This window comes from Sphingomonas sp. P4_D12 (assembly GCF_056401895.1).
This window is the reverse complement of record NZ_JBFUIL010000004.1, coordinates 243,208-267,192: the sequence shown is the minus strand read 5'-3', so window position 1 is coordinate 267,192 and position 23,985 is coordinate 243,208. Positions and strand designations below refer to the sequence as shown.

Annotated in this window: 29 protein-coding genes; 12 read left to right on the top strand and 17 right to left on the bottom strand. The window is 65.2% G+C overall.

Annotated elements, in window-relative coordinates; all coding sequences use genetic code 11:
* Positions 1 to 5 precede the first annotated feature (5 nt).
* Positions 6 to 737: an ABC transporter ATP-binding protein gene (locus tag AC1DSD_RS09515; RefSeq protein WP_478029787.1), complete on the top strand. Its 732-nt coding sequence runs from the start codon at positions 6 to 8 to the stop codon at positions 735 to 737.
* Complete coding sequence (locus AC1DSD_RS09510) at positions 734 to 2,164, top strand: hypothetical protein (RefSeq protein WP_478029786.1); 1,431 nt, start codon at positions 734 to 736, stop codon at positions 2,162 to 2,164. Before AC1DSD_RS09515 ends, AC1DSD_RS09510 begins: the two co-directional genes overlap by 4 nt.
* Here the strand turns inward: AC1DSD_RS09510 and ruvB are convergent.
* The 5 genes from ruvB to ruvA all read right to left on the bottom strand — a co-directional run bounded on the left by ruvB (position 2,149) and on the right by ruvA (position 5,195).
* Positions 2,149 to 3,183 (bottom strand): Holliday junction branch migration DNA helicase RuvB, encoded by a 1,035-nt coding sequence (gene ruvB / locus AC1DSD_RS09505; RefSeq protein WP_478029785.1) that lies wholly within the window; start codon positions 3,181 to 3,183, stop codon positions 2,149 to 2,151. The genes AC1DSD_RS09510 and ruvB overlap by 16 nt on opposite strands.
* A gap of 41 nt (positions 3,184 to 3,224) precedes the next feature.
* A complete protein-coding gene (locus AC1DSD_RS09500) occupies positions 3,225 to 3,791 on the bottom strand; it encodes an RcnB family protein (protein WP_478029784.1) in 567 nt (188 codons plus the stop codon).
* 116 nt (positions 3,792 to 3,907) lie between these two features.
* Positions 3,908 to 4,198 carry a DUF1330 domain-containing protein gene (locus tag AC1DSD_RS09495; RefSeq protein ID WP_478029783.1) on the bottom strand — a complete coding sequence of 97 codons (291 nt, stop codon included), beginning with the start codon at positions 4,196 to 4,198 and terminating at the stop codon, positions 3,908 to 3,910.
* Positions 4,195 to 4,605: a GFA family protein gene (locus AC1DSD_RS09490; RefSeq protein ID WP_478029782.1), complete on the bottom strand. Its 411-nt coding sequence runs from the start codon at positions 4,603 to 4,605 to the stop codon at positions 4,195 to 4,197. The genes AC1DSD_RS09495 and AC1DSD_RS09490 overlap by 4 nt, the downstream gene beginning before the upstream one ends.
* Positions 4,602 to 5,195, bottom strand: a complete 594-nt coding sequence (gene ruvA / locus AC1DSD_RS09485; protein WP_478029781.1) for a Holliday junction branch migration protein RuvA — start codon at positions 5,193 to 5,195, stop codon at positions 4,602 to 4,604. The genes AC1DSD_RS09490 and ruvA overlap by 4 nt, the downstream gene beginning before the upstream one ends.
* A 125-nt stretch (positions 5,196 to 5,320) precedes the next feature.
* Here ruvA and AC1DSD_RS09480 point away from each other — a divergent pair, with 125 nt between their 5' ends.
* Complete coding sequence (locus AC1DSD_RS09480; RefSeq protein WP_478029780.1) at positions 5,321 to 5,743, top strand: hypothetical protein; 423 nt, start codon at positions 5,321 to 5,323, stop codon at positions 5,741 to 5,743.
* Here the strand turns inward: AC1DSD_RS09480 and ruvC are convergent.
* The 5 genes from ruvC to AC1DSD_RS09455 form a co-directional block, all read right to left on the bottom strand.
* Positions 5,740 to 6,237, bottom strand: a complete 498-nt coding sequence (ruvC, locus tag AC1DSD_RS09475; RefSeq protein WP_478029779.1) for a crossover junction endodeoxyribonuclease RuvC — start codon at positions 6,235 to 6,237, stop codon at positions 5,740 to 5,742. The genes AC1DSD_RS09480 and ruvC overlap by 4 nt on opposite strands.
* A gap of 142 nt (positions 6,238 to 6,379) precedes the next feature.
* Positions 6,380 to 7,123 (bottom strand): YebC/PmpR family DNA-binding transcriptional regulator, encoded by a 744-nt coding sequence (locus tag AC1DSD_RS09470; RefSeq protein WP_478029778.1) that lies wholly within the window; start codon positions 7,121 to 7,123, stop codon positions 6,380 to 6,382.
* A gap of 204 nt (positions 7,124 to 7,327) precedes the next feature.
* A complete protein-coding gene (locus AC1DSD_RS09465) occupies positions 7,328 to 8,509 on the bottom strand; it encodes a BaiN/RdsA family NAD(P)/FAD-dependent oxidoreductase (protein ID WP_478029777.1) in 1,182 nt (393 codons plus the stop codon).
* A 103-nt stretch (positions 8,510 to 8,612) separates the two neighbouring features.
* The gene (locus AC1DSD_RS09460; RefSeq protein ID WP_218016277.1) at positions 8,613 to 8,855 is read right to left on the bottom strand and encodes a DUF2312 domain-containing protein; all 243 of its coding nucleotides are present in this window, start codon (positions 8,853 to 8,855) and stop codon (positions 8,613 to 8,615) included.
* Positions 8,856 to 9,029: 174 nt separating this feature from the next.
* Complete coding sequence (locus AC1DSD_RS09455) at positions 9,030 to 9,386, bottom strand: DUF1244 domain-containing protein (RefSeq protein ID WP_478029776.1); 357 nt, start codon at positions 9,384 to 9,386, stop codon at positions 9,030 to 9,032.
* A gap of 74 nt (positions 9,387 to 9,460) precedes the next feature.
* On the opposite strand from AC1DSD_RS09455, the gene pyk reads away from it, so the two are divergent.
* Entirely contained in the window at positions 9,461 to 10,915 is a 1,455-nt protein-coding gene (gene pyk, locus AC1DSD_RS09450) for a pyruvate kinase (RefSeq protein ID WP_478029775.1), read from the top strand.
* A gap of 356 nt (positions 10,916 to 11,271) precedes the next feature.
* On the opposite strand, the gene ykgO is transcribed toward pyk, so the two are convergent.
* Positions 11,272 to 11,397 (bottom strand): type B 50S ribosomal protein L36, encoded by a 126-nt coding sequence (ykgO, locus tag AC1DSD_RS09445; RefSeq protein ID WP_003046794.1) that lies wholly within the window; start codon positions 11,395 to 11,397, stop codon positions 11,272 to 11,274.
* 144 nt (positions 11,398 to 11,541) lie between these two features.
* On the opposite strand from ykgO, the gene AC1DSD_RS09440 reads away from it, so the two are divergent.
* Positions 11,542 to 12,138 carry a DUF4136 domain-containing protein gene (locus tag AC1DSD_RS09440; RefSeq protein WP_478029774.1) on the top strand — a complete coding sequence of 199 codons (597 nt, stop codon included), beginning with the start codon at positions 11,542 to 11,544 and terminating at the stop codon, positions 12,136 to 12,138.
* A complete protein-coding gene (locus tag AC1DSD_RS09435) occupies positions 12,135 to 13,253 on the top strand; it encodes a M14 family metallopeptidase (protein ID WP_478029773.1) in 1,119 nt (372 codons plus the stop codon). The genes AC1DSD_RS09440 and AC1DSD_RS09435 overlap by 4 nt, the downstream gene beginning before the upstream one ends.
* Positions 13,254 to 13,294: 41 nt before the next feature.
* On the opposite strand, the gene AC1DSD_RS09430 is transcribed toward AC1DSD_RS09435, so the two are convergent.
* Positions 13,295 to 14,029, bottom strand: a complete 735-nt coding sequence (locus AC1DSD_RS09430) for a dienelactone hydrolase family protein (RefSeq protein WP_478029772.1) — start codon at positions 14,027 to 14,029, stop codon at positions 13,295 to 13,297.
* Between the two features lie 74 nt (positions 14,030 to 14,103).
* Between AC1DSD_RS09430 and gpmA the strand changes: the two genes are divergently transcribed.
* Complete coding sequence (gene gpmA / locus AC1DSD_RS09425) at positions 14,104 to 14,790, top strand: 2,3-diphosphoglycerate-dependent phosphoglycerate mutase (RefSeq protein ID WP_478029771.1); 687 nt, start codon at positions 14,104 to 14,106, stop codon at positions 14,788 to 14,790.
* 28 nt (positions 14,791 to 14,818) lie between these two features.
* Here gpmA and AC1DSD_RS09420 read toward each other — a convergent pair whose 3' ends face one another.
* The gene (locus tag AC1DSD_RS09420; RefSeq protein WP_478029770.1) at positions 14,819 to 15,982 is read right to left on the bottom strand and encodes an RNA polymerase sigma factor; all 1,164 of its coding nucleotides are present in this window, start codon (positions 15,980 to 15,982) and stop codon (positions 14,819 to 14,821) included.
* 46 nt (positions 15,983 to 16,028) lie between these two features.
* Complete coding sequence (locus AC1DSD_RS09415; RefSeq protein ID WP_066827498.1) at positions 16,029 to 16,397, bottom strand: YciI family protein; 369 nt, start codon at positions 16,395 to 16,397, stop codon at positions 16,029 to 16,031.
* Between the two features lie 161 nt (positions 16,398 to 16,558).
* Here AC1DSD_RS09415 and AC1DSD_RS09410 point away from each other — a divergent pair, with 161 nt between their 5' ends.
* The 4 genes from AC1DSD_RS09410 to AC1DSD_RS09395 all read left to right on the top strand — a co-directional run bounded on the left by AC1DSD_RS09410 (position 16,559) and on the right by AC1DSD_RS09395 (position 19,095).
* Positions 16,559 to 16,831 (top strand): DUF4242 domain-containing protein, encoded by a 273-nt coding sequence (locus tag AC1DSD_RS09410; RefSeq protein ID WP_066827486.1) that lies wholly within the window; start codon positions 16,559 to 16,561, stop codon positions 16,829 to 16,831.
* An 85-nt stretch (positions 16,832 to 16,916) separates the two neighbouring features.
* Positions 16,917 to 17,489 (top strand): hypothetical protein, encoded by a 573-nt coding sequence (locus tag AC1DSD_RS09405; protein ID WP_478029769.1) that lies wholly within the window; start codon positions 16,917 to 16,919, stop codon positions 17,487 to 17,489.
* A gap of 56 nt (positions 17,490 to 17,545) precedes the next feature.
* Positions 17,546 to 18,025 (top strand): 5-(carboxyamino)imidazole ribonucleotide mutase, encoded by a 480-nt coding sequence (gene purE, locus AC1DSD_RS09400; protein ID WP_478029768.1) that lies wholly within the window; start codon positions 17,546 to 17,548, stop codon positions 18,023 to 18,025.
* The gene (locus tag AC1DSD_RS09395) at positions 18,022 to 19,095 is read left to right on the top strand and encodes a 5-(carboxyamino)imidazole ribonucleotide synthase (protein WP_478029767.1); all 1,074 of its coding nucleotides are present in this window, start codon (positions 18,022 to 18,024) and stop codon (positions 19,093 to 19,095) included. The genes purE and AC1DSD_RS09395 overlap by 4 nt, the downstream gene beginning before the upstream one ends.
* A 39-nt stretch (positions 19,096 to 19,134) precedes the next feature.
* Here AC1DSD_RS09395 and AC1DSD_RS09390 read toward each other — a convergent pair whose 3' ends face one another.
* From AC1DSD_RS09390 to AC1DSD_RS09380, 3 genes are all read right to left on the bottom strand, one after another.
* Complete coding sequence (locus AC1DSD_RS09390; protein ID WP_478029766.1) at positions 19,135 to 20,925, bottom strand: DUF885 domain-containing protein; 1,791 nt, start codon at positions 20,923 to 20,925, stop codon at positions 19,135 to 19,137.
* Positions 20,926 to 20,936: 11 nt separating this feature from the next.
* A complete protein-coding gene (locus tag AC1DSD_RS09385) occupies positions 20,937 to 22,832 on the bottom strand; it encodes a CocE/NonD family hydrolase (RefSeq protein WP_478029765.1) in 1,896 nt (631 codons plus the stop codon).
* Between the two features lie 116 nt (positions 22,833 to 22,948).
* Positions 22,949 to 23,545, bottom strand: a complete 597-nt coding sequence (locus AC1DSD_RS09380; RefSeq protein WP_478029764.1) for a TetR/AcrR family transcriptional regulator — start codon at positions 23,543 to 23,545, stop codon at positions 22,949 to 22,951.
* Positions 23,546 to 23,603: 58 nt separating this feature from the next.
* Here AC1DSD_RS09380 and AC1DSD_RS09375 point away from each other — a divergent pair, with 58 nt between their 5' ends.
* Positions 23,604 to 23,984: a DUF4267 domain-containing protein gene (locus AC1DSD_RS09375; protein ID WP_478029763.1), complete on the top strand. Its 381-nt coding sequence runs from the start codon at positions 23,604 to 23,606 to the stop codon at positions 23,982 to 23,984.
* The last annotated feature ends 1 nt before the right edge of the window (position 23,985 follow it).

Here is a 23,985-nt window from a genome sequence, read left to right as displayed (position 1 = left end):
CCCCAATGACAGAAGCCCTTCGGATTCGCGGCCTTGCCAAGGCGTTCGACAAACCCGTCATCACTGGCCTCGACCTCGATATCGCGGCGGGCCAGCTTTATGCACTGCTCGGCCCGAACGGCGCGGGCAAGACGACCACGCTCAGGATGGTCACCGGCCTGACCCGGCCCGATGCGGGAAGCATTGAGATTTTCGGGGTGAATGCGCTGGCCGATCCGATCGCGGCCAAGGCGATCACCGCCTGGCTGCCCGATGAGCCGATGCTCTACGACAAATTGAGCCCGCTCGAATATCTCGCTTTCGTTGCCGGGTTGTGGCGGATGGATCCGCATGTCGCGTCGGAAGAAGCCGAACGGCTGCTTCATTGGCTCGATCTGTGGGAACAGCGCGACACCAGGTGCGAGAGCTTTTCGCGCGGCATGAAGCAGAAGGTCGCGTTGGCGGCCGCCCTGATCCACGATCCCAAGCTGCTGATCCTCGACGAGCCGCTGACCGGGCTCGACGCCGCGATGGCGCGCGCGGTCAAGGACGCGCTGCGCGAACAGGTCGATCGCGGCAAGACGGTGATCGTCACCACTCACATCCTCGAAGTCGCCGAGCGCATGGCCGATCGCATCGGCATTATCGGCAGCGGCAAATTGCTCGCGGAAGGCACGCTCGACGAATTGCGCGATCGCGCCGGGACCGAGGGCATGACGCTTGAAGACACCTTTATCCGGCTGACGAGCGGGGCGTGACCCGATTGGCTCCCGGAAGCTTTGCCTGGCTGGCTTGGCACGAATTGCGGCTCGCCTGGCGCAGTCGCAGACGCGGCGGCAAGCGTCAGGTGCTCGCCCTCGTATTGCTCGGCCTCTACCTCGTGGCCGGCACAACGTTCGCGTACTTCGTGATGGGCGTGCCGATCGACTATCGCGCGGAGATCGGGATTGGAATCCTGGCTGCGTCGGTCGTCGCCTTGTCGTTCATGACGACGCAGGCGATCCTGGGCAGCCAGCAGACCTTGTACGAAAGCCGCGACCTCGATTTGCTGATGACCGCACCGATCGAGGGCCGCATCGTATTGTTAGCCAAGCTGGCGGCAATCGCCGGCGCGATCGTGTTGACCTATGCCGGACTGTTGCTGCCGGTGGTCGTGCCGATCGCGATCCTGGGTCATCCGCATCTGCTCGGGGTCGTCGCGCTGCTGGTGGCGTTGGCACTGACCGCCGCCGCGATCGGCATCGCCATCACCCTCGCGCTCGCCAGCATCGCCGGCCCCCGCGCCGCGCGCACGGTCGGTCAGGTTGCCGCGGCCGTGCTGGGCGGCGCCCTGTTCCTCTTCAGCCAGCTGTCGCATGGCGCCCAGGGCCGGCAGTCGTCCTTTGTCGTGATCTTCCAGGATCTACGCGCCTGGGGATGGGGCGAGACAGGATGGAGCGGCGTGCCTGGCCATGCCGCGTTCGGCGATCCGGTGTCGCTCGCGATCCTGCTGGCGATCGGCGTCGCGCTGTTCGCGGGCACCGGCGCGGTGCTGCAGCGCCTGTTCCTGAGCGGCTATCAGGATGCAGGAATGCGGTTGAGCCGGACGCGGCCGACCGGCAAGGCGAGCGCTCGATTGTTCCATGCCGGCTTGTTCCGGTCGGTCCTCGCCAAGGAATGGCGTCTGCTCGCGCGCGATCCCGGCCTGGTGTTCCAGATCATCCTGCGCCTGGTCTATCTGATCCCGCTGATGCTGGTGGCGTTTCGCGGCGGTGGCGGGCTGATCGCGCCCGGCCTCGCTTTTGCCAGCGTGCTGGTAGCGACCCAGCTCACCGGCAGCTTTGCCTGGCTGGCCGTGTCGGGCGAGGATGCGCCCGAATTGATCGCGGTGGCGCCGGTCCACAAACAGCGCGTCGATCAGGCCAAGCTCGCCGCTGCCTTGCTGATGGCGGCACCCATCGCCGCCTTGCTGCCGATCGCGATCGCGACGGTGGGCCGATCGCCGCTCGGCGCCTTGGTATCGCTAATCGCCACCGCGATCGGGGGAACGATTGCGGGCTATATCGAACTCAAATTGGCCAAACCGGGCCAACGCTCAGCATTCGCCAAGCGGCGCGGAGGCAGCGCGATTGCCGGCATCCTGGGGATGGTCGTTGCCGCGATCTTTGGCGGCGGCGCTGCGGCGATCGTCTATTTCATCGGCTGATCGAACAGACCATCCTGTGCGCCGGCGGCCGGATTCAGGCCGAGATGCTTCCAACCGGATGGGTTGAGACACCGTCCGCGTGCGGTGCGCGCGATCAGGCCAAGCTGGATCATATAGGGCTCGACGACTTCTTCGATCGTGTCGCGCGGCTCGCTCAAACCAGCCGCGAGCGTCTCCACGCCGACCGGGCCGCCGCGATAGATGTCGGCGATCATCATCAAATAGCGGCGGTCCATCGCATCGAGCCCGAGCTTGTCGACTTCGAGCCGGTTGAGCGCGGCGTCGGCGGCGACGGCATCGACCGTCTCGCGTCCCGCGACATTGGCGAAGTCGCGCACCCGGCGCAGCAGCCGCCCGGCGATGCGCGGCGTCCCTCGTGCACGCCGCGCAATCTCCTGCGCGCCATCGGCCGAGACATGGAGGCCGAGCAAGCGCGCCGCCCGCGTCACCACCGCTTCCAACTCATCGACCGTGTAGAAATTGAGCCGCACCGGGATGCCGAAACGGTCGCGTAGCGGCGTCGTCAGCAATCCTTGCCGCGTCGTCGCCCCGACCAGGGTGAATTTCGGGAGGTCGATCCGCACGCTGCGTGCTGATGGCCCCTCACCAATCATCAGGTCCAGCGCGCGATCCTCCATCGCCGGATAGAGTACTTCCTCGACCGCGGGCTGGAGCCGGTGGATCTCATCGATGAACAGGACGTCGCCGTCCTCGAGATTGGTCAGCAACGCGGCAAGGTCGCCCGATTTGGCGATGACCGGGCCGCTGGTCGCGCGAAAGCCAACCCCCATTTCGCGCGCGATGATCTGCGCGAGCGTGGTCTTGCCCAACCCCGGCGGCCCAAAGAACAGGACATGATCGAGCGCATCGCCGCGCGCCTTGGCCGCGGCAATGAACACGCGCAGATTCTCGCGCGCCGCCTTTTGCCCGACGAACTCGTCGAGCGTCTTGGGACGCAGCGCCGCGTCGACATCCTCGGCTTGACGCTGGGGCGTGATCAGGCGGGCGGGTTCGTCCATCGAACGTTCCCTACCTGTTCACGCCCCCTTTTGTCACGCGGTCAGTAGAATGCGCCGTAGATCACGTCGGCGACCCGGCGCGTGCGGACATTGACCAACAGCAGATCGGGGCCATAGCGCACCCAACGATAGCCGCGAGGCGGCGGCTCGAGGCCCATCTGCCACCAATCGTCGTAATAATAATGATGGCCGACGAAGATGGCGGGGAGCAGCAGGCCGATCGTCCAGCGGCGATAATGCCAGCCCGGCGGATAGATCCAGCCCGGCCGGTGGATCGGCCGGAAATTGGGCGGGCGGCCGGCGCCGGGGCGATGCGGTTTGCCGGGCTTGGGCGGCCGCGGCAGCGGCGGCATCGGCTTGGTCACCGGCGGGCGCGGAGGCCGTGGCGGGCGAACGACACCGCCGCCATTGCCCGGACCCGGTGGGCGTGGCCGTGGAGGCCGTGGCTTGGGCGGCTGTGGCCGCGGCGGCTGGATCTGCGGACCGCCGGGACGGCCCGGCTTGGTCGTCGCGCCGGGGGGCAGTTTCGGCCCCACCTGAGCAAAGGCTGCACTGATATCGGGTAAAATCAGCAGGAACGCGCTGGTAGCCAACAGAAGTCGCTTCATACGTCCTCCCATCGTTCGGGAGCGACAGCCTAGACCCTGATCGCCCGGCCGAATAATTGTTTCGCTACATCAATAAACTGATCGTCACGCGCCGGGCACGCTCTACCGCGCCGCGGTCAGGAATCGATCCCATCGACCAGGACCAAGTCGCGCTCGACGGCGTCGTCGCGATGCGCCAGCGCTTCGGCATAATCGGGAGAGGAATACCAGGCACGTGCCGCCCTCACGCTCGGGAAAGCCAGCAATACAGCTCCCGCGCGCCACTCGCCTTCGAGCACGGTCATCGCTCCGCCGCGCGCCAGATACCGACCACCATGCCGCGCGATCGACGCCGCCGCCAGCCGCCGATACGCCTCGAGCGCGGGGCCGGGCTTCATCGTCACCCTTGAAATGACATAGGCGGTCATTCGTAATGCTCGATGCCGTCTCCGACAATCTCGAGCCAGCGATGCTTGCGCGTCTCGTAAACCGAATAAATCGGCGTTGGAAAATTCGGATCGCCAAAGCCGCCGACCGCCACGGCGACCATATCGGGATCGAACTCGACCCGGTAGAACAAGGTCGAGCCGCAATCGGGACAGAAATCCATCACGCCCTTGCCGCCCTCATCGCCGGTCCGCGTCCATTGTTTCGACTGCCCCGAAATGGTGACGCGATCGTTGGGGAACCGCGCCTGCATCGCGAATGCGCTGCCTGATCGTCGCTTGCAGTCGAGGCAATGGCACACCGAGACGCGCACCGGTTCGCCAACGCACTCGATCGCGAGTTGGCCACAAGCGCAGGTGGCGCGGCGTACCGTCGTCTCGTCCGTCATTTCGCCGCCTTCCTCAACGCCAGCCGCACCAACGCATCCAGCCCGGCGCCGGCGCCCAGTTCCTCTTCCGCCGCTCCGACCGCGGCATTGGCCTCGGCAGGGCGGAATCCTAGGTTGAGCAGCGCCGACACCGCGTCCTGCGCTGCGCCCATCGCCGCCGTGACCGGGGTCAGGCTGCCGGGAATCACGCCGCCGACCTTGTCCTTCAACTCGCGGACGATGCGCTCGGCGAGTTTCGGTCCGACGCCATTGGCGCGCGCCACCATCGCCTTATCTTGCGCAGCTACCGCTTTCGCGATCTCGACCGGCTCGAGCACCGACAGGATCGCCAACGCGACACGAGCCCCGACTCCCTGGACGCCGGTCAGCAAGCGAAACCAGTCGCGTTCGTCGGGGCGGGCGAAACCGACCAGCCGGATCGAATCCTCGGCGACCAGCATCTCGGTGAACAAGGTCGCGGCCTCGCCGATCGGGCCGATCGCCGCGAGCGTCTTGGCCGAGGCGCCGACCAGATAACCGACGCCGCCGACGTCGATCACCGCATGGTCGATGCCGGTCGCTTCGAGGCGGCCACGGAGGTGTGCGATCATGGCGGAGGACATAACCAGAACGTGACTGCGCGGGAAAGCAAAATCGAGACAGCGCGCCGTTAACCCGCTCTAGACCAACGAGCCGCTCCTGTTACTATCACCTTGGGCAATAGGGGGGAATTCGCATGGCAATGTGGAACGTCGACCTGACGACGGAGGATGGTGCGTTGAGCGCAGCGCAGCTCGGCGGGTTCGCCTGCCTCATTGCGGCTGGGCTTGGGCTGATTGGATTAATCGTCATCGGCGTGACGTCGAACGGGGCGAGCCTGCCCATGCCTCTCGTGGCGGGCCTCGCTGGGGCAGCCGTCGAGGTCGTGTTGTTTGGCGCCGCCGCGCTTCGACTGCGCGCGGGCAAGGGCATCGTGTGGGGCTCGGTCGCCGCCGTCTTGCTGGCGGTCGAGTTGGTGATGAAGATCATGACGCTTGCGGTCGTAGGCATCCTGATCGACGCCATCCTGCTGATTGGCGTGGTCAACGGTATTCGCGGCGTTCGCGCCTTGGGACGGATCGACTTAAAGCCCGTCGACGCTGCGGAAATCTTTAACTAGCGGTCAAGGTTGATCAGTCGTCGCGCGCTCGCGAGGTGGTGCGCGTGGCAGATCGCTACCGCCAGCGCATCAGCGGCGTCGGCGCCGGCGATCTTCACCCCGGGCAGCAGCCGCGCAACCATGGCGTGGACCTGCGCCTTTTCGGCATTGCCGACGCCGACCACTGCCTTTTTGACCAGCCGCGCGGCATATTCGCCGACATCGATCCCGACCCGTGCGGCGCCGAGCAGCACGACGCCGCGTGCCTGGCCGAGCTTAAGCGTCGATTGCGGGTTCATGTTGACGAACACCTCTTCGACCGCCGCCGCGTCGGGCGCGTGATCGGCGATCAGCGCCGCGAGCATCGCGTCGAGATGCGCCAACCGCCGCGGCAGGTTTTCCTTGGCGTCGGTCTTCAACTGCCCGTTGGCCAGGTGCGACAAGCGGTTGCCCTCGGCCCGGATCACGCCCCAGCCGGTCGTGCCGAGGCCGGGGTCGAGGCCGAGGATGATCAAAATCCCTCTCTCTCTGCGAGAGGGAGGGAGCCGCGAAGCGGCGGAAGGGTGAGGGCAGGTGCTGTGGCATAACTGCCCTCACCCTTCCCACTCGCTTCGCGAGCGGGCTCCTTCCCTCTCCCGTCGGGAGAGGGAAATTGGTTCAACCCAGTTTCTCCATCACCGCGTCGGAGACTTCGTAATTGCCCCACACGGTCTGGACGTCGTCATCGTCGTCGAGCGCGTCGATCAGCTTGAACAGGGTTGCGGCGTCGCCTTCGCTGACATCGACCATGGTCTGCGGACGCCAGGCCAACTTGGCGCTTTCGGCCTCGCCCAGCACCGGCTCCAGCGCCTTGGCGACTTCGTGAAGCGATTCGTTGGACGTCCAGATTTCGTGCCCGTCCTCCGACGAGCTCACGTCCTCGGCACCGGCTTCGAGCGCCGCCTCGAACACCTTGTCGGCATCGCCCGCCTTGGCCGGATAGGTGATCAGGCCCATGCGGTCGAACGCGTGGCTGACCGAGCCCGATGCGCCGAGATTGCCGCCATTCTTGCTGACCGCGGTGCGCACATTGGTCGCGGTGCGGTTGCGATTGTCGGTCAGCGCCTCGATGATCAGCGACACGCCGCCCGGGCCGAAGCCTTCGTACCGGATTTCCTCGTAATTCTCGGCATCGCCCCGGCTCGCTTTGTCGATCGAGCGCTGGATATTGTCCTTGGGCATCGACTGCGCCTTGGCCGCGTTGACGGCGGCGCGCAGGCGCGGGTTCATATCAGGGTCGGGCAGACCCATTTTCGCGGCGACGGTGATTTCGCGGCTGAGCTTGGAAAACATGCCCGAGCGCTTCTTATCCTGCGCGCCCTTGCGATGCATGATGTTCTTGAACTTGGAATGGCCTGCCATTGGGTCCTCATTGGCGTTTGGCGGGGTCTCTAAACCGGGTGGCGTGCGTGGTCAAAGCGGTGGGTTGGAATTGGTTCGCGCAGAGGCGCAGAGGCGCAAAGATGTTGGGGCCCGCCCATCGTTCGGTAGACACACGGAGATTCGAAAAGGCGCTCCGCGCCTGCCGCACCTCCAGCATCTTCGCGCCTTCGCGTAAACAAACTTTTAGAGCGCTTCCCCACAGGCAACGGCCGAGGCCCAGGCCCATTGGAAATTGTAGCCGCCGAGCCAGCCGGTGACGTCGACAGCTTCGCCAATGAAATGGAGCCCAGCTACAGCCTTCGCTTCCATCGTTTTCTGCGACAGGCCGTCGGTCGCGATGCCGCCGATCGTGACTTCGGCCTTGGCGAATCCCTCGGTGCCGTTGGGACGGAAAGTCCAGCCGGCGAGGTGCGCCTCGGCAGCTGCAAGCGCCTTGTCGGGCAGGTCGGCGAGATTGCCGGAAAGCGCGAGCCGCTCCGCCAGCGTTTCTGCGAGGCGGTCAGGCAATGCCTGTCCCAGGGCCGATCGCACCGTCGCTCGCGGTCGCGCGCGTTTCTCGGCGAGCAGCCAGCCGGCATCGCGATCGGGGAGGAAGTCGATCGCCACCGCCTCGCCGCTTCGCCAATAAGACGAGACTTGCAGGATCGCCGGCCCCGACAATCCGCGATGGGTGAACAACGCAGCCTCACGAAAGCGCCCCTGCCCCGCGCTCGCCACGACCTCGGTCGCAACCCCCGACAGATCACGGAACAGCACATCATCGCCGCCCAGGGTGAGCGGCACCAACGCCGGTCGCGGCTCGATCACTTTCAATCCGAATCGTCGCGCAACGTCATAGGCGAGGCCGGTTGCACCCATTTTCGGAATCGATGACCCGCCGGTCGCGATCACCAGCTTCGGCGCAGATACCGTGCGATTGCCAAGCCCGACGCTGAACAGCCCATCGGCATGGCCAATCTCGCTCGCGGCGCGCGCCAGACTCAGCTCGACCCCACCCTGCTCACATTGATCGAGCAGCATCGCGACGACCTGCTTGGCCGAGCCGTCGCAGAACAATTGACCCAGCGTCTTCTCGTGCCAGGCGATATGATAGCGCTCGACCAGCTCGATGAAGTCGGCAGGCGTGTAACGGGACAGCGCCGAGCGCGCGAAATGCGGATTGGCCGACAGATAGCAATCGGGCGCGGTGTGGATGTTGGTGAAATTGCACCGCCCGCCGCCCGAGATCAGGATTTTCTTACCCGGCGCGTCGGCATGATCGGCGAGCAGCACGCGCCGCCCCGCCTGCCCCGCGACCGCAGCCGCCATCATCCCCGCGGCACCGGCGCCGAGGATGATCGCGTCATGGGTTGCCGGAGATTTCATTGCGGCGTCTCTGCCTCAGTTCGCGGGCGAGCGCCAAATGCGCCCATACGAAAAACGGCGACGCAAGCGCCGCCGTCCTCGTCATCCGATCGGATCAGGTCGATCAGAGCATGCCCAGCGCGTGCAGATAGGTCTCCAGGATCGCCTCTTCCTCCTGATATTCCTCACGCTTCTTCTTGCGGATCGCCAGGATCTTGCGGATCGCCTTGACGTCATAGCCACGGCTCTTCGCCTCGGCCATCACGTCCTTGATGTCGTCGGCGATACCCTTCTTCTCTTCTTCCAGGCGCTCGGCGCGTTCGATCAGCAACCGAAGCTCGTCCGCCGCGACGCGTCCGCCACCCATGCCCTCGCCACGTTCTTCAGCCACACGTTCTTCAGCCATAAGTCCTCACTGTGAGGCGAGCGCCATGCCCCGCCTGTTCGAATGGATTGCGATATCGCATTGGCGCGGCCAGCGCGCTTGCGCCGCCGTCTAAGCGGTCGAGGCCGGACCCTCAACCGCTATTCGACCGGATACCTATCGATTCGGCTCGGTCATCGCCGGCGGGTCACTCGCCGGGAAACTATCCTCGAGCGCTTGGTCGAGCGCGGCGTTCTTCGCCATGCTCTCATCCATCCGCCGCAACTGCTCGGGCGTCGCCCCGGGCTGCCGCGCCTTCCAGCCGTCATAAGGCTCGCCATAGACGATCTCGCGCGCCTCTGCCCTGGACAGGCCGGCGGCCTCCCCGACCCAGTCGGACAGGCAATTGCGGCAGAAGCCGGCAAGCCCCATCAGGTCGATATTCTGCGCATCCTCGCGGTGTCGGAGCAGACGCACCAGCCGGCGAAACGCCGCAGCTGCCGATGCGTCATCGAGTTGATCGAGCTTATCCATTATACGCTCCACGGTTGATCCTCCCGAGATAGGGACTAGAGCCAGCCCTCGACAAGCAGAGGAACCTCCCCAGGATGACCAAGGCCATCGCTCCTCGCTCGCGCAAGGTCCGCGTTCTCGCGACATTGGGCCCGGCGAGCAATACGCCCGAGATGATCGGCAAGCTGTTCGAAGCGGGCGCCGACGCGTTCCGCGTCAACATGAGCCATGGCGACCAGGCATCTAAGGTCGCCGTGATCGAGGCGATCCGCGGACTCGAGAAGAAATATGGCCGGCCGACCACGATCCTGGCCGACCTTCAGGGGCCCAAATTGCGCGTCGGCAAGTTCGCCGAGGGGCGGGTCGAGCTCAAGACCGATTCGATGTTCGTGCTCGACCGCGACAAGACCCCCGGCGATGCCACGCGCGTCGAACTGCCGCACAAGGAGATTTTCGCGGCGATGGAAGCGGGCGCGCGCTTGCTGCTCGACGACGGCAAGCTCGTGCTGCGGGTGATCGAGCATGACGCCCACCGCATCGTCACCAATGTTGAGGTCGGCGGCCCGCTCAGCAACAATAAAGGGCTGAACGTCCCCGACGTGGTCGTACCGATGGCAGCGTTGACCGAGAAGGACCGCAGCGACCTCGCCTTTGCGGTCGAACAGAATGTCGACTGGATTGCGCTCAGCTTCGTGCAACGCCCCGAGGATCTGATGGAAGCGCGTAAGCTGATCGGCGGCAAGGCGGCATTGCTCGCCAAGATCGAAAAGCCCGCCGCGATCGAGCGGCTCGAGGAGATCATCGAGGCGTGCGACGGCGTGATGGTGGCGCGCGGCGACCTTGGCGTCGAATTGCCGCCGCAGACCGTGCCGCCGCTGCAGAAGCGGATCGTCGAGGCCGCGCGCCGCCAGGGCAAGCCGGTGGTGGTCGCGACGCAGATGCTCGAATCGATGATCGAATCGCCCTCGCCGACCCGCGCCGAAGTCTCCGACGTGGCCACCGCGATCTATGACGGCGCCGACGCGATCATGCTGTCGGCCGAATCGGCGGCGGGCAAATGGCCGATCGAATCGGTCGCGATGATGAACGCGATCGGCGAAGCGGTCGAAAGCGATCCGGCGCATGGCGACCGTATCCATTTCACGGTGATCCGCTCGGACCCGACCACCGCCGACGCTCTGTCCGAATCGGCCAAGAACATCGCGCGGACGATAGACGCCAAGATCATCGTCTGTTTCACCAGCTCGGGCTCGACCGCACGGCGAATCGCGCGCGAGCGCCCCGGCGTGCCGATCATGGTGCTGACGCCCAAGATGGAGACGGCGCGGCGATCGGGCCTGTTATGGGGCGCCTATGCCGTCCACACGCGCGACGTCGATTCGTTCGAGGAAATGGTCGCCAAGGCCAAGCGCATGGTGCTGCGCCATCACCTGGCCGAAGCGGGCGACCGCGTGATCGTGATGGCCGGCGTGCCGTTCAAGACGCCGGGATCGACCAACGTGCTCCACGTCGTGCGGATCATGGGCGACGAGTTGAAGGGGTATAGTTGAGGCGCCTCGGCGGGTCTCTCCGCCCTCACCCCGACAACTCCCGTCACCCCAGCGAAAGAACATCGGGTTGAGCATGCCCCGCATGCTCAAGGATCGTCCGGGGGACGATCCGACCCGATGTTGGTCTCTGGCGGTGACGCGATGCCGCTTGAGATCCCAGCTTTCGCTGGGATGACGAACTTGGAAATAGATCGCTTTTCGAACAGCGGTTTATCTGGTTCTCAGCCTAGAGCCAAGCCGCAGAAACGCGAAGAGCGCCCGATCTCGTCGATCAGGCGCTCGTCAGGAACTCGAGGTTCCGGTCGTCCAACATATCGCCAGCGTCGCGAACGACGACAGCGAAAGCCGTCCGCAGCTTAGCCCTGGCGGGCCTTGAAGCGGCGGTTGGTCTTGTTGATGACATAGGTGCGGCCACGGCGGCGGATCACGCGGTTATCGCGATGCCGGTCCTTGAGCGACTTCAGTGAATTGCGGATCTTCATGATCGATTCGCTTCTTTAAGCCATAGAATAAACTGATTGGGAGGTCGGGTGGGGGAGCGGGCCGGTGCCGCGACCGTTTCAGCTTTGCTGAAACAGACTCTAGAAGGCAACATACCGGTGCAACGCGATGGTGGAGAAGAGTGAATGCGTAAAGCGATCCTGCTGACGGCAGCCCTGATGGTGGCGGGGTGCGCGACCGCGCCCGCCTCCTTCCCCACCGAAGTGACTCGCTATCGCGCCGATGAGGTCGGCCGCGGGACGATCGCCCTGGTGCCCGATGAGGGCATCGATAATGGTCCCGAATATCAGGCCTATGCCCTGGCGGTCGGCGATGCCTTGGCCAAGCAAGGCTATACCCTGGTCCCCGACGGATCGAAGAGCGTCTATGTCGCCAAGATCGGCTTCCATATCGAGGCTCGCCCTGTGCGCGAGCGCTCGCCGTTCAGGATCGGCCTGGGTGGCGGGACATGGAGCGGCAATGGTGGCGGCGGTGGCGTCGGCCTGGGCGGCGGCGTCTCGTTCCCGATCGGGCGCGGGCGGGACCGCGAGGACGCGCTCAGCATGCTGTCGGTCAAGATCAACCAGCGCCAGGGCGATCTCGGCGTGTGGGAAGGCCGCGCCCAATCGCGCGCGATCGGCGTGGTCGGCAATGCCGTGGCGGACAAGCTCGCCCCCAAACTCGCAACTGCGCTTTTCACCGGGTTCCCTGGCGAGTCGGGCCGGACTATCGAGGTCAAATGACCGATTCCCTTCCTGCCATCACCGCCGCGTTCGACGGCGGCAATATCCGCGTCGTCGACATCAAGAGCGACCGCGTCGACCTGGAAATCGCCAAGGACCATCTGTCCGATTTCTATCAATGGTTCTCGTTCCGCGTCGCCAATGCCGCCGGGCGCAAGCTGACCTTCCGCATCCTGAATGCGGGGCAATCGGCTTATCCGTTCGGCTGGCCGGGCTATAAGGCACGCGCCTCGACCGACCGCGTCCAGTGGCGGATGATCCCCACGCGCTACGACAACGGCGTGCTCGAATTCGACTGGCAATCGGACGCGCAGGTCGCGTGGTTCGCCTATTTCGCGCCCTACACGATGGAGCGGCACGAGGATTTGATCGCCGAATATGCCGCGAAGCCCGGCATGACGCATCGCGAGCTTGGCCACACGCTCGACGGCCGCGCGATCGACCTGCTGACGATCGGCGCGGGCGACAAGCCGGTCTGGCTCTACGCGCGCCAGCATCCGGGCGAGAGCATGGCCGAATGGTGGATGGAAGGCGCGCTGGAATGGCTGACCAGCCCTGCCGCTGACGCGATCAAGGCCAAATGCACATTCTATGTCGTCCCCAACATGAACCCGGACGGCACCTTCCGCGGGCACCTTCGGACCAATGCCGCCGGCATCAACCTCAACCGCGAATGGCACGAGCCCTCGATGGAGAAGAGTCCGGAGGTCAAACTGGTCCGCGACGAGATGGACCGCACCGGCGTCAAGCTCGCGATGGACGTCCATGGCGACGAGGCGATCCCGGCCAATTTCCTGGCCGGCTATGAAGGCATTCCGAGCTGGACGGACGCGTTCGGCGAGAAATTCTACGATTTCGGCCGGCGCCTCGCGGCGCGCACGCCCGAATTCCAGACCGCCAAAGGCTATGAGAAGTCCGCCCCGGGCAAGGCCAATCTGACCATGTCGACCAACCAGCTCGCCGAGCGGTTCGGGGCGGTATCGATGACCCTGGAAATGCCGTTCAAGGACCACGACCCCAATCCCGACCCCGAATTCGGCTGGTCGCCGGATCGGTGCAAGGTCCTGGCGGTAGCGTGCCTGGAAACGATCGCCGAGGTGATCGACGGCGTTTGATCGCGGGCAGGTGCGCTGGCGGGGGTCGGCGCCCTCTCTTGCTAGCCGAACAGTTCCGCGAGGAAGTTGCTGGCCGCCTTCCAGCTGCGACGATCGGCGCGTTCCTCATAAGCGACGCCGGGACGGCTCGGCGCCGCGCCGCCCTTGCGATCGATATCGGTGAAGGCGTGGCCGGCAGTCCCGTAAGCCTGGATCTGCCAGTCGGCCTCGCCCTCGCTCAATTCCTTGCCAAGACCAACCATCACGTCGGGCGGCGCGATCGGGTCTTCCCAGCCGTGACAAACCAGGACCTTGGCCTTGATCGGGGTAACGCTGGCATAATCGGGCTTGTCGTAGACGCCGTGGAACGACACCACCCCGAGCACGTCGAACCCAGCGCGGGCCACGTCGAGTGCGCATTTGCCGCCGAAGCAATAACCATAGACCGCGGTCCGCGCCGGATCGACCAATTGGAAACCCTTGAGCACATCGAGCGACGCCTTCAACCGCTCGCGGAGCAGCCCGCGATCGGCGTTGAGCTCGTTCATATATTCGGCTGGATTTTCCGAGGCGAAGGTCTTGCGCCGCCCCTGCCCGAACACGTCGGCGACGAAGCCGACATAGCCGAGCTTGGCGATATTCTCGGCGGTGACGCTGTCCGATTCCTTCTGGCCCAGCACGTTGGGCACGACCATCACCCCCGGCCGCGCGGTCTCGACCTCATCGTCATAGGCGAACACGCCTTCGAACGGGCCGCCCGGGCCGTCATACACCATGGGTTGCCGCACGATCGCCATGACTCGCTCTCCCGGTTTGCCGTTACGGCCCGAAGCGCTACAGAGCCGCCCGATCCCCCGCAAGGAGTAGCTTCGTGCCCATGCTCGTCCTGATCCGCCACGGCCAGTCGGCCTGGAACCTCGAAAACCGCTTCACCGGCTGGTGGGACGTCGACGTGACCGAAAAGGGCGCCGAGGAAGCGCGGCTGGCCGGCGAGTTGATGGCAGCCAAGGACCTCGATTTCGACATGTGCTTCACCTCGCTCCAGACGCGCGCGATCAAGACGCTCGACCTCGCGCTCGAGGCGATGGGTCGGCTGTGGCTACCGGTCGAGAAGGATTGGCGGTTGAACGAACGCCATTATGGCGGCCTGACTGGCCTCAACAAGGCCGAGACCGCTGCCAAGCATGGCGACGAGCAGGTCCATATCTGGCGCCGTAGCTTCGACATTCCGCCGCCGCCACTGGAAGCGGGCAGTGAGTACGATCTGTCGAAGGATCGCCGCTATGCCGGCATCGCTATCCCGAACACCGAGAGCCTGAAGGACACGATCGCACGCGTGCTGCCCTATTGGGAAGGGCGCATCGCTCCCGCGCTCAAGGACGGGCAGCGCGTGCTGATCTCCGCCCACGGCAATTCGCTGCGCGCTTTGGTCAAGCATCTGTCGAACATTCCCGACGATGAGATCACTGGGCTGGAAATCCCGACTGGCCAGCCGATCGTCTACCAGCTGGATGACCAGCTTGCCGCGACCGACCGCTATTATCTCAGCGAGCGGTGACGCGCAGCCGGGCACGTGGCCAGCGCCGTCAATCCTGTTCGCGTGCGCGCCGGTTGAGCAAGTCGCGTTCGCGCCGGTTGCCGGCGAGCGCGGCGGCCGCTTCGAATGCCGCCCGAGCCTCCTCGTGACGCCCCAGCCGCCGCAACAAATCGCCGCGCACGCTCGGCAGCAAATGATAGCCTTTCAGCTCGGGCGCATCGGCGATGCGGTCGAGGATGGCGAGCCCCGAGGCAGGCCCCTCCGCCATGCCGACGGCGATCGCGCGGTTGAGTTCGACGATCGGCGATCGGGTAACCGCGGACAATTCTGCATAGAGCAATGCGATGCGCAGCCAGTCGGTTTCGGCGGCACGCGCGGTGCGCGCATGGCAGGCGACGATCGCCGCCTGCAGCGTGTAGAACCCGTTTATACCACCCAATTCCTCGGCCTGTGCCAGTGATCGCATCCCGCGCTGAATCTGGGCGCGATCCCATAAAGTGCGATCCTGATCGAGCAGCAGGACCGGCTCACCGGCCGGATCGATCCGGGCCGCGGTGCGCGAGGCGTTGAGTTCCATCAAGGCGAGCAGTCCGTGCGCTTCGGGCTGGTGCGGAGCGATGGCGACGACCACGCGCGCCAGCCGCAACGCCTCGCTGCACAGGTCGGGGCGCAACCAATCATCGCCGCGCGCCGCGGTATAGCCTTCGTTGAAGATCAGATAGATGACTTCGAGCACCGACGACAATCGCTCGGTCAGCTCATCGCCGCGCGGCGTCTCATAGGCGAGACCCGAGTCGGACAAAGTTCGCTTGGCGCGGACGATCCGCTGCGCAACGGTCGCCTCAGAGACCAGGAATGCTCGCGCGATCTCGGCCGTGGTCAGGCCGCAGACCATCCGCAATGCCAGCGCGGGCCGCGCATCATGGGGCAGAAGCGGATGGCAGGCGGTGAAGATCAGCCGCAGCATCTCGTCGCCGATATCATCGTCGAGAAATGCGTCGTAATCGGGCGTCTCCGCTTGCTCCTGCTCCAGCTCATGCAGGAGGAATGCGTGATTGCGGTCGAGCATCGGCAATCGCCGGATGTGATCGACCGCCAACCGCCGGGCGGTCGTCATCAGCCAGGCCCCCGGCCGTTCGGGCACGCCCGTCAGCGGCCAGCGCTCGATCGCGGCGAGCAATGCGTCCTGGGTCAGCTCCTCGGCCAGCGGCACGTCGCGCCCCCCCCCCCCCCCCCCCGCCGCAAAGGTCGCAACCCGATCAAGCCGTGGGCGGACCGGCGAACGCGCGGACTTCGCATGTGCCTTCCCAGCCGGGCATATGATCCTTGTGGAGCTGCATGAACTCGACCGCCAGTGCGACTGCCTCTTCCTTGCTCGCAAACTCGGAAATCGCGTAGCCGCCAATGACTTCCTTGGCCTCGACGAACGGGCCGTCGAGCACGCTCAACTCGCCGTTCCTGATAGTGATGCGAGCGCCCTGCTCGATCGGCATCAGCCCGCCATTGTCGATCATGCGGCCGGCCTTGATCTCGCGGTCGGCGAGCTTGCCCATGGCTTCGAGAAGCTCGGGCGTCGGATTGCCGTATGTCTCCGACCGCGGCGAGGTGACGATGGACATGAAACGCATCGGAAAACTCCTGGGTCGAGCCGCGGCGCCATCGCCGCGTGATTGCCTCGCCCATTATAGTCGACGAACTGGCAAGGCCGATATCGACAGCGCAGACGCATTTTTCCTATCCCCCGCCCCGGCGAAGGCGCAGCCTCCGGTTGGTCATTGGGAGAATCGCCATGCCGCAATTCGTCATCGAACGGGATATGCCGGGAATCGGCGGTGCCAGCGCCGCCGACCTCAAGGGCGCGTCGCAGACTTCGTGCAGCGTGCTGCGCGACCTCGGCCCCGAGATTCAGTGGGTTCACAGCTACGTCACCGATGACAAGATCTACTGCATCTATCGCGCGCCATCCGCCGACCTGATCCGCCAGCATGCCGAGACTGCGGGTTTTCCGGCCAATTCGATCGCCGAGGTGCGCAATGTGATCGATCCGACCACTGCCGATTGAGCCGCGGCGGAGGGATCGACCGCCCGCGACGCGCGTTTCTTCTCCAAGCGTAACGATCGGGCGATCGCCCGAATGGAGAAATCAGATGCAAGCGGGTGGCCATCGGAAGATATTTATCGCGGCGCTGGGCGTCGCCGGCGCGGTGTTGCTGTCACCCTTGGCGTTGGCGCAGAGCACAGCGCCCGCCGCTCCCGTCACCACCACGGCGCCGGCCGCCGCCGATCCGGCGCCGCAATCGACGCGCGACGAGAAGCGGAAAGAGACTATCGACGATACCAAGGACGTGGTCAGCCAGCCGGCCAAGGATGTCGGCATCGCCAAGAACAAGATTCCGCCGTCGCTGGTCGAAGCATCGAATGCGCCCTATTCGCTCGCCGGCCTGAAGACATGCCGACAGATCGCCGATGCGGTGCGCGTGCTCGATGCGGCGCTCGGCCCGGACTACAGCGCGGGCGGTCCCAACGACAAGATGAGTGTCGGCAAGGCGGCGGGCGGGGCGGTCGTCAATTCGCTGATCCCGTTTCGCGGGGTAGTGCGCGAAGTATCGGGCGCCGCCGCTGCCGACCGCCGCCTCGCCGCGGCAACCCAGGCCGGTTTCGCCCGGCGCGGATTCCTGCGCGGCGTGCATCTGACCCGCGGCTGCAGGGACGCGCTGTAGTCACGGTTTGAGCGCGGGCGGTTGCCCTGCCCGCCCCCCTTGGCTAGGGGCGGCGGATGCAACCGCTCGTCGGCATCATCATGGGCTCGACTTCCGACTGGGAGACGATGCGTCATGCTGCCGAGAAGCTCGAAGAACTCGGCGTGCCGCATGAGACCAAGGTGGTCAGCGCGCATCGCACGCCGCAGCGACTTTACGATTACGCCACCAGTGCCGCCGATCGCGGCCTGAAGGTAATCATCGCGGGCGCCGGTGGGGCCGCGCATCTGCCGGGCATGGCGGCATCGATGACGCATTTGCCGGTACTTGGCGTGCCGGTGGAGTCGAAGGCGCTGAAGGGCGCCGACAGCCTCTATTCGATCGTCCAGATGCCGGGCGGCGTGCCCGTCGGTACGCTAGCGATCGGCAAGGCCGGGGCGATCAACGCGGGACTGCTCGCCGCGGCGATCCTCGCGACGAGCGATGAGGCGCTGACCGAGCGGCTCAAGGCGTGGCGCGCGAGACAGACCGACAGCGTCGCGATCGATCCCGAATGACCGCGCTTCCCCCCGGTTCGACGATCGGCATTCTGGGCGGCGGCCAGCTCGGGCGCATGCTGGCCTCGGCCGCGGCCGAGCTCGGCTATCGCACCCACATCCTCGCCCCCGACGCCGAAAGCGTCGCGGCGCAGACCGCCTCCAGCTTCACTCGCGCCGATTATCACAGCCGCATCGTGCTCGATGAAATGGCGGCGCGCTGTGACGTCGTGACCTACGAATTCGAGAATATCGCGATCGAGCCGGTCACCTATCTGGCGACCCAAGTGCCGGTCCACCCGGCCCCGCAAGCGCTCGGCATCGCCCAGGACCGCGCGAGCGAGAAAGCGTTCGTCGACACGATCGGCGGGCGTACCGCGCCGTGGCGGCGCGTCGCCAGCCTCGACGAGTTGCACGCGGCACTCGACGAGATCGGCACGCCGGCGATCCTCAAGACGCTGCGGCTCGGCTATGACGGCAAGGGCCAGGTGCGGATCGCGGCACGCGACGCGGCCGAGGCGGCGTGGAGCGATATCGGCCAGCGTCCCGCGATCCTGGAAGGTTTCGTCAATTTCACCCACGAATTCTCGATCATCCTCGCCCGCGGACATGATGGATCGATGGTCAGCTATCCGCCGCCATGGAACGAGCATAAGCTTGGCATCCTGGCGCGCTCGTCGCTGCCGGCGCCGGCCGAGATCGCCAACCAATGGGGAGTCGCCGCGGCGCTGACCGGGCGGATCGCCGACCAGCTCGGCTATGTCGGCGTGATCGCCTGTGAATTCTTCGCCACCGCCGAGGGACCGGTGTTCAACGAAATGGCGCCGCGCGTGCACAATTCGGGGCATTGGACGATCGAGGGCGCGGTCGCCTCGCAATTCGAGAACCATATCCGCGCGATCTGCGGCCTGCCGCTCGGCGATACCGCGCTGACCGCCCCAGCGGTCGAGATGGTCAATCTGATCGGCGCCGAGGCGGATGACTGGGCGACGATCCTGGCCGAGCCGGGCGCGCATCTGCACCTCTATGGCAAGGGCAATGCCCGGCCGGGGCGCAAGATGGGGCATGTGACGCGGTTGAAGCGGGACTGATCCTTCAAATTCCTCCCCGTGCCGGGGAGGATTTTTAGGTCACACCCCGATCCAATTCCCGACCAATTGCTCCAATATCTCCAGCGGCACGCGGCCGTTCGCCAGCACCGCTTCGTGGAATTCCTTGATGTCGAACTTGTCGCCTTGCGCCGCCTTGGCCCGGTCGCGTAGTTTGACGATACTCGAATGGCCAAGCTTGTAGCTGCACGCCTGGCCGGGACTGGCGCAATAGCGGTCGATCTCGCGGTCGGCGAAGCCCGGCGCCTCGCCCTGACCGTCGACGAACAGCGCGATCGCCTTTTCGCGGCTCCATTTGAAATGGTGCAGCCCGGTATCGATGATGCAGCGGTGCGCGCGAAACAGTGCCTCTTTCAGATACCCGATCTCTCCCAAAGGATCGCCGTCATACATGCCGAGCTCGGCCGCGACTTGCTCGGCGTAGAGTGCCCAGCCCTCGGCATAACCCGAAAAGCCGATCGACTTGCGGATCAGCGGCAGGCTGGCGTTCGATAGTGCAAGCCCGCCCTCGAACTGATGCCCGGGCAGGCCTTCATGATAGACCACGGTCGGCAGCATGAATTTGGGCCATTCCGCCGAATCGTGCAGGTTGAAATAGACCAGCCCCGGCCGCGATCCGTCGATCGCCGGGCCCTGGCTATAGGCCGACGCGGCACCTGCCTCGATCTCCTTGGGAACGCGCCGCACTTCGAATTTGTAGGTCGGCATGCGTTTGAACACCTCGGGCAAGCGGCCGCGGATCGCGTCGAGCCGGCCGTTGCAAAACGCGATCGCCTGCGCCTTGCCCTCATCGGTATTGGGATAGACCTGCCCCGGCAGCTTATAGATGCTCGCCAATCGCTGGCCGAGCGGCCCCGCCGGAACGCCGGCCTTGTCCATCAATTGCGCGATACGGTCGCCGATCGCCTTGGCCTGGTCGAGCCCGAATTGGTGGACTTCCTCGGGCGACAGCCGCGTCGTGGTCGAGCCTTCGAGCGCCATGCGGTAGAAGGCGTCGCCCTCTTTCAGCTTCCACACCCCGGCGTCGTGCGTCGCCTTGCCCTGCACGCCCTTCACCGCCGCGATCTGGCGGTCGATCGCCGGCAGGATGTGCTCATCGTAGATCCTGGCGGCGTCCTTGCCGTAATGCGCGTCGAGGCCTTTGGCGGCGGCACGGCGCTGGATCGACGCGACGACAGTCGCCTGCGCCGCCGGCACGCGCATCGCGGTCAATTGCGTCAGCGTCTTGCCGATCAGGAAGTCCGGCGGGACCACGCTCGCCGCCACGTCATGCTTCATCTGCGCGGTGTCGTCGTCGAGCTGCTTCCCGAACGCCGCCAGCCGCGAGAGATAGGCGTCGGCGTCGGAAGCGTTATCGATCGGATGCTTGGTATCGAGGAAATTGGGCGTCGACTGATAGGCCCCGTCTTGCTGGCTGATCACATAAGGCGAACGCCCGCCGCCGAAATCGAAGGCCTGCGCCGCCGCCGCGGCTTTTCGAGTGTAGAGGACGACGTCGTAGCTGACCTTTTCCGCCGGACTGAGCGCAGCGACATCGACAGCCGCGAGCCGCTTGAGCTGGCTCTGTGTCAGCGCCTTCGACGCCGCTTGCCCTGCCGACGATCCATCGGACAGTTTCGAGCGAAGCGCGGCGTTCGCGCCCTTGTCGAAGCCGAGCAGGGTCGCCGATTCAGGGCGCTGCTTGAGCCCCTCGGAAAAGAAACTGTCGAACAGCGCATCGAGCGCAGACCCGGCTGGCCGCGCCCACGCCGGTGCGGCGGATAGCGCAGCCAGGGCGGCACTCGCTTTCAGGACCTGACGCCGATCGAACATTGTTTCCCTCCTCACTTCACCACCGGCAGCGCGACGTAGCTTTCGCTCGGCCCAGACACCCACACCCGCTGCGTCGCCTTCACATAATCAGCCGGCTTGGCGAGGAAGATGTTCGGCACGAAACTCTGCGGATTGCGGTCGTAGAGCGGAAACCAGCTCGATTGCACCTGCACCATGATCCGGTGCCCGGGCAGGAACACATGGTTCGCCGCGGGCAGCGCGAAACTGTATTGGAGCGGCGCATTGGGCGTCAGCGCTTTGGGCGCGGAGAAGCTCTCGCGGTATCGCCCGCGGAAGATGTCCATGCCGACCGCGAATTGATAGCCGCCGAACCCCGGCCGTCCGGGCACCTGGTCGGGCCAGACGTCGATCAGTTTGACTACCCAGTCGCTATCGGTGCCGCTGGTCGAGGCGGTCAGCTTGACCATTGGCCGCCCCGAAATCTTGAGCGGCTGGGTCAGCGCCTCGCTGGTGAAGGTCAGCACGTCGGGCCGGCTCGATACCGCGCGCTGATCATCGGCGAGCCAATTGGGCCAGGGGTTGTTGTCATAGCCCACCGCCTGGACCGGACGGTTGCGGAACAGCACCGGATGCGCCGGATCGGAGACATAATCGGCGGTTTCCTCGCCACTTGCCGCCGCGTCGAAGCCCAAGGCGGCTCCAGGCTTCAGATATAGTCGATCGCCCTCCCCCGCGTCCTTCGGCCAGGACTGGAAGCGCCGCCATTCGTTGGTCCCGCTCTCGAACGCGGTGACCGGCGCGACGTCCATCGGTGCGCCTTTGAGGTAATGCGCGAGGAACGGCGCCAGCACGTTCCGGCGCCACCAGGTGCCGGTATCCTGTCCCCAGCGCATCTGACCGAGCGTGTCGGCATCTTCGATCTCCTGCCCGTGGTGCCACGGCCCCATCGACAGATAGACCATGTCGTTATTGGCGTCCTTGGGCTCGAGCGCGCGATAGACCGCCAGCGCGCCGTAGCTATCCTCCTGATCCCATAACGAATGGACCAGCATCACCGGCACCTTGAGCGGCTGCCTGGCGAGGTACGCATCCATCGCGCGGTCCTGCCAGAACTTGTCGTAAGCGGGGTGCGCCAGGATACTTTTCCAGAAGCCGATCTGCTCCAGCCCCATGCGCTTGCCGAGTTCGCCCGCCGACCCCGCGCGCATGTAGAAATCGTAGATGTCGTCGCTCGAGCTTATCCAAGGCGAGCTGTTGTCGCGCGTCGCTTCCTGCTCCCAGATATAGTCCATGTTCATCTGGCGGAACGCGCCGTTATGGAACCAGTCGTCGCCCATCCAGCCGTCGACCATCGGGTTCATCGGCACCGACACCTTGAGCGCCGGATGCGGATTCACCAATGCCGCGAGCGGCTCGTAGCCGTCATAGCTGATGCCGAGGATGCCGACCTTGCCGTTCGACGCCTTCAGGTTCTTCACCAGCCAGTCGATCGTGTCATAGCAATCGGTCGCATCATCGACCTTGGTCGGATTCTCCGCCGTGCCGACCAAAGCGCGGTTCATCACGAAGGTGCCGCCCGAGCCGTATTTGCCGCGAATGTCCTGGATGACGCGGATATAGCCGCCATCGACGATGACGTCGGTCGCATTGTCGTAACCGTAGAGCGTGGTCGCGAGATCGCCGCTCTTGCGATTGGTGGTCAGCACCTCGGCACTGTACGGCGTGCGGGTCAGCAGGATAGGCGCATCGGTCGCGCCCTTGGGCGTCAGGATGACGGTGTGCAGCTTGGTCCCGTCGCGCATCGGGATCTCGACCACGCGGCGATCGTAGTTGAAGCCGTAGTTTGCGGGGACCGCCTTTGTCGGGCGGTCGTCATAGGTTTGGGCGGTTCCGCCGGAAGCGGCGAGCGCCGCCAGCCCGATCGTCAATGCCAGCCGCCAGCGCATGCTTCTTTCCCCCGCCAAATGCCCAAGGATCGTGGCGTGGAGTCGTTTCGCGTGCAACTTTTGAATCGTGATGAGCTGGTTATGCGGATCGGCGGTCGCCGATGACTGCCTTCGGCTCAGCGCTCGAAAAGTCCGCAGAGGAGCGTAATCCGCTCGCTACGTGCGCTTGGCCTGATACGACCCGAACGTTCGAGCTCGGCTAGCCCATGAAGGGCTGCCCAGAATGTCTCGGTGGCGATCTCGGCATCGCTGCTTGACGGCGCGACCACGGCCATCAACGCCGCAAACCCGTCCCTCAATTCCGATTTGGTGTCGGCCTCCGCGAAATGCAGGTTGGTTCGCATCGCAAACATCGCTTCGTAAACGGCTGGATGCTCGCGAGCGAAGGCGAGATAGGCTATCGCTACATCGCGCAAAGCGGCCCCACGGCCGGCCGGTCGTCGCGCCGCTTGTTGAAGCGCTATCGCCATTTCCCGGAAACCCTCGACGGCGACTGCCGCCACAATCGCGTCCCTGTTCTCGAAATGCGAGTAGAGGACCGGTTGGCTGTATTCGACCTCCTCCGCGAGACGGCGGATCGTGACGGCAGCCCATCCCTCGGCTTCGGCAATCGAGCGTGCCGACGCGACGATGCGCTGCTCGCGCTCGACCCGTTCCCGGCCTTTTCTCTCCGAAATGCCCAACTCAACCTCCTGTGCGGCGGCGATGGTCATAGCATGGCTTGATTTACTAGCAATGCTAGATTATCTACCGATACACAAGGAGACGCAGATGCATTGGTTCTCAAATGGCGTGGCGTTGCTGGTCGCGATCGGGATCATCGCGATCGGCATCATGTATCTCGCCCGGCCCAGGGCCGCGACAGAGAGCTTCGGCCTCCCGCTTCCCGAACAGGGCACGAACGTTGCGTGGTGGCTTCGCCTCAAAGGTTCGCGCGACGTCGCTTCGGGGCTGGTCGTGCTGGCCATGATGGCATGGTGCACGCCCCAAACGGTCGGCATCGTCTTGTTGATCGAGGCGATGATCCCGGCAGGCGATATGGCGCTCATCCTTGCTGCGAAAGGCTCTACTAACAGGGCCCTTGGCATCCACGGCCTAACCGCTGCGCTGATGGTCCTGGCGGCGATCCCCTTGATCATGGGAGCCGCCTGAT

Coding starts and splice junctions, on each gene's coding strand:
- AC1DSD_RS09460 (WP_218016277.1), bottom strand. CDS start 8,855: ATGGGTGGCGGACGCGTCGCGGCGGACGAGCTTCGGTTGCTGATCGAA.
- AC1DSD_RS09465 (WP_478029777.1), bottom strand. CDS start 8,509: ATGAAATCTCCGGCAACCCATGACGCGATCATCCTCGGCGCCGGTGCC.
- AC1DSD_RS09455 (WP_478029776.1), bottom strand. CDS start 9,386: ATGGATAAGCTCGATCAACTCGATGACGCATCGGCAGCTGCGGCGTTT.
- purE (WP_478029768.1), top strand. CDS start 17,546: ATGCAACCGCTCGTCGGCATCATCATGGGCTCGACTTCCGACTGGGAG.
- AC1DSD_RS09495 (WP_478029783.1), bottom strand. CDS start 4,198: ATGACCGCCTATGTCATTTCAAGGGTGACGATGAAGCCCGGCCCCGCG.
- AC1DSD_RS09390 (WP_478029766.1), bottom strand. CDS start 20,925: ATGTTCGATCGGCGTCAGGTCCTGAAAGCGAGTGCCGCCCTGGCTGCG.
- ykgO (WP_003046794.1), bottom strand. CDS start 11,397: ATGAAGATCCGCAATTCACTGAAGTCGCTCAAGGACCGGCATCGCGAT.
- AC1DSD_RS09490 (WP_478029782.1), bottom strand. CDS start 4,605: ATGACGGACGAGACGACGGTACGCCGCGCCACCTGCGCTTGTGGCCAA.
- AC1DSD_RS09515 (WP_478029787.1), top strand. CDS start 6: ATGACAGAAGCCCTTCGGATTCGCGGCCTTGCCAAGGCGTTCGACAAA.
- AC1DSD_RS09375 (WP_478029763.1), top strand. CDS start 23,604: ATGCATTGGTTCTCAAATGGCGTGGCGTTGCTGGTCGCGATCGGGATC.
- AC1DSD_RS09385 (WP_478029765.1), bottom strand. CDS start 22,832: ATGCGCTGGCGGCTGGCATTGACGATCGGGCTGGCGGCGCTCGCCGCT.
- pyk (WP_478029775.1), top strand. CDS start 9,461: ATGACCAAGGCCATCGCTCCTCGCTCGCGCAAGGTCCGCGTTCTCGCG.
- AC1DSD_RS09430 (WP_478029772.1), bottom strand. CDS start 14,029: ATGGCGATCGTGCGGCAACCCATGGTGTATGACGGCCCGGGCGGCCCG.
- AC1DSD_RS09435 (WP_478029773.1), top strand. CDS start 12,135: ATGACCGATTCCCTTCCTGCCATCACCGCCGCGTTCGACGGCGGCAAT.
- AC1DSD_RS09410 (WP_066827486.1), top strand. CDS start 16,559: ATGCCGCAATTCGTCATCGAACGGGATATGCCGGGAATCGGCGGTGCC.
- AC1DSD_RS09415 (WP_066827498.1), bottom strand. CDS start 16,397: ATGCGTTTCATGTCCATCGTCACCTCGCCGCGGTCGGAGACATACGGC.
- AC1DSD_RS09480 (WP_478029780.1), top strand. CDS start 5,321: ATGGCAATGTGGAACGTCGACCTGACGACGGAGGATGGTGCGTTGAGC.
- AC1DSD_RS09405 (WP_478029769.1), top strand. CDS start 16,917: ATGCAAGCGGGTGGCCATCGGAAGATATTTATCGCGGCGCTGGGCGTC.
- AC1DSD_RS09440 (WP_478029774.1), top strand. CDS start 11,542: ATGCGTAAAGCGATCCTGCTGACGGCAGCCCTGATGGTGGCGGGGTGC.
- AC1DSD_RS09380 (WP_478029764.1), bottom strand. CDS start 23,545: ATGACCATCGCCGCCGCACAGGAGGTTGAGTTGGGCATTTCGGAGAGA.
- ruvB (WP_478029785.1), bottom strand. CDS start 3,183: ATGGACGAACCCGCCCGCCTGATCACGCCCCAGCGTCAAGCCGAGGAT.
- AC1DSD_RS09500 (WP_478029784.1), bottom strand. CDS start 3,791: ATGAAGCGACTTCTGTTGGCTACCAGCGCGTTCCTGCTGATTTTACCC.
- AC1DSD_RS09395 (WP_478029767.1), top strand. CDS start 18,022: ATGACCGCGCTTCCCCCCGGTTCGACGATCGGCATTCTGGGCGGCGGC.
- ruvA (WP_478029781.1), bottom strand. CDS start 5,195: ATGATCGCACACCTCCGTGGCCGCCTCGAAGCGACCGGCATCGACCAT.
- AC1DSD_RS09470 (WP_478029778.1), bottom strand. CDS start 7,123: ATGGCAGGCCATTCCAAGTTCAAGAACATCATGCATCGCAAGGGCGCG.